This is a genomic window from Methylobacterium indicum (assembly GCF_001043895.1).
GTDB lineage: Bacteria > Pseudomonadota > Alphaproteobacteria > Rhizobiales > Beijerinckiaceae > Methylobacterium > Methylobacterium indicum.
In genome coordinates this window covers 1-2,615 of sequence record NZ_JTHF01000257.1, presented here as the reverse complement: position 1 = coordinate 2,615, position 2,615 = coordinate 1, and the positions used below count along the sequence as shown (strand labels likewise).

Genomic DNA, 2,615 nt, shown 5'->3' with positions numbered 1-2,615 from the left:
CGGATCCGGGCGAGCGCCGCCGCGCCCTTGTCAGGATTGCGACCGGCCACGATCACCTCCGCCCCGGCCCCGGCGAGCGCCAGGGCGTCCTCAAGGCCGAGGCCCCCGGTCCCGGTGACGATCGCGGTGCGTCCCGCCTGGGACGGAAGATCGGCCAGCGTCCAGCCCGACATGGTCGCGACTCCCTTTCACCGAGTGCATGATCGCACTCAGTGCAAATTTATTACTGCACCGGGTGCAGCTTCTCAAGGGGGGGAGCGTCGTGCGAGAAGGCCGCATGGAGAGCGAGTCTGGACAGCCCGTGAGCCTGCGCGCGCGCAAGCGCCAGGAGACGCTGCGGCGGATCGCCGAGACCGGCCTGCGGCTGTTCGGCGAGCGCGGCTACGAGGCGACGACGCTCGACGCCATCGCGGAGGCCGCCGGCATCTCGCGCCGGACGTTCTTCTCCTACTTCCGGTCGAAGGAAGAGATCCTGCTGGACTGGCAGATGCGGGGTTTCAGCGCGCAGCTGCGCGAGGCGGTCCTGGCCCAGCCCGACGCGGCGCCGGTCGACGTCGTCCGGGGCGCCATGCTGCACCTCGTGGCGGGCATCCGCACCCAGGAATTCATCAGCATCGACCGGGTGCTGCGCGCGAACGAGACCCTGCAGGCGCGCAAGCAGGCGACTTACGGCTTGCACGAGCGGGCCTTGCACGAGGCCCTCGTCGAGCGCTGGCCGGACCCCGCCCGCAGCCAGGCCTTGCGCCTCGTCGCGATGGTCTCCCTCGGCGCGATGCGGCTGGCGATCGAGGCCTGGATCCAGGCCGGCGGCGACCGGGGCGCCGCCCCGTTCCTGGAAGAGGCCTTCGCGCAGGTCAGGGCCGAGATCTGTGGGCGCTCCGAAACGAATGGGGTGCCTTTCGCGCCGTGACCAGGACTTCAGCTTACCCCGTCCGCAACCCCGCCGCGATCTCCCGCACCGCCGCCCACGCCGTCATCACGTCCTCCCGGGTCGTCGTGGTCTGGCCGACCTGGAAGCGGATGACGAAGCGGTTCTCGTGGCGGGTCTGGGTCAGGTAGGTGCGGCCGTCGTCGTTGATGCGCTCGACGAGGCGGGCGTTCAGCGCGTCGAGATCGTCGGCCTCCACACCGGCCGGCGCGTAGCGGAAGCTGAACAGCGACAGGACCGGCGCCGAGGTCAGCTCGAAATCGGGATCGGCATCGATGATCTCCGCCAGCTCCCGCGCCCAGGCGACGTGGGCGCGGATCATGTCCCGCAGCGTCTCGACGCCGTAGGAGCGGATCACGAACCACAGCTTCAGGGCCCGGAAGCGGCGCCCCAGCGGGATCGACCACTCGTTGTAATCGACGACGCCGTCCCGGCCGAGCGTGCGCAGGTAGGCGGGGCGCAGGCCCAACGTGTCGGTCAGCGCCTTCGGGTCGCGGACGAAATGCGCCGAGCAGTCGAAATGGGTGAACAGCCACTTGTGCGGGTTGAACACCAGGCTGTCGGCCCGCTCCGCGCCGCGCATCAGGTCGCGGAATTCGGGGCAGATCATCGCGCTGCCGGCCCAGGCGGCATCCACGTGGAGGAAGATCCCGTGCCGCTGCGCCACGGCGGCCACGGCGTCGATCGGATCGCAGGCGCCGATGCCGGTGCCGCCGAGGCAAGCGACGATGGCCGCCGGCACCATCCCCGCCTCGCGGTCGGCCCGGATCGCCGCGTCGAGGGCGTCCGGATCCATGCCGTGGAGCGGTCCGGTGACGGGGATCCGCACCAGGTTGGCGTCGCCGATGCCGGCGATGCGCACCGCCTTGTCGACCGAGGAATGGACCTGCTGCGAGGCGTAGACCCGCACCGTGGGCCCGCCGGCCAGCCCCTGCGCGTTGCCGGCAAAGCCGAGCGCCCGCTCCCGGGCGGTGAGGAGGGCGGCCAGCGTCGCACCCGAGGCCGAATCCTGGATCACGCCGGAAAAGTCCTGGGGCAGGCCGATCATCTGGCGCAGCCAGTCCATCACCCGGGTCTCGAGTTCGGTCGCCGCCGGCGAGGTCTGCCAGAGCATGCACTGCGCCGCGAGGGCCGCGGTGACGAACTCCGCCACCAGGGAGGGCGGGCTGGCATTGGCCGGGAAATAGGCGAAGAAGCGCGGATGTTGCCAATGGGTCATGCCCGGCATTACCACCCGGTCGAGATCGGCGAAGATCGCCTCCATCGGCTCGCCCGCGGTCGGGGGAGCCTCGGGCAACTGGCGGAAGATCTCGCCCGGGGCGACCTGCGCCCGCACCGGCCGCTCGCCGACACCTTCGAGGTAATCCACCGACCAGTCGGCGGCCCGGTGCGCCCAGGCCCGAAACGTCTCGTCGTCCATCGCGTCCGCGCTCCTCCCGCCGGCCCGGTCTTCCGGTGCCCGGACGGGGTCTAAGCAGATTTCGCCGAAGTGGACACCGGTTCGGCGCAGAAAATGCGGCAAGATCAAAGATCGAGAGCCGCATCCGATGGCACCGCGCACGGCACACGACCCTGGCCGGGAACCGTGCAGCCAGGCTTCATGACCCATTGCAAACCAACCCCTTTTCCGGACGACCGAAGCGAAGCGGAAGGAGATCCGGAATCCAGCAGGAAAAGCCGCGAAGCG

General features: G+C 70.3%; 2 protein-coding genes and 1 pseudogene. 1 reads left to right on the top strand and 2 read right to left on the bottom strand.

The features are described from left to right. A pseudogene (locus QR78_RS36275) lies at positions 1–173 on the bottom strand (short chain dehydrogenase); the annotation flags it as partial. A 104-nt stretch (positions 174–277) separates the two neighbouring features. Between QR78_RS36275 and QR78_RS26135 the strand changes: the two are divergent. Further along, the gene (locus QR78_RS26135) at positions 278–910 is read left to right on the top strand and encodes a TetR/AcrR family transcriptional regulator (RefSeq protein WP_048430526.1); all 633 of its coding nucleotides are present in this window, start codon (positions 278–280) and stop codon (positions 908–910) included. 13 nt (positions 911–923) lie between these two features. Here the strand turns inward: QR78_RS26135 and QR78_RS26130 are convergent, their stop codons facing one another. Next, on the bottom strand, positions 924–2,348 hold the full coding sequence (locus QR78_RS26130) for a pyridoxal phosphate-dependent decarboxylase family protein (RefSeq protein ID WP_048430525.1): 1,425 nt from the start codon (positions 2,346–2,348) through the stop codon (positions 924–926). Between the last annotated feature and the right edge of the window lie 267 nt (positions 2,349–2,615).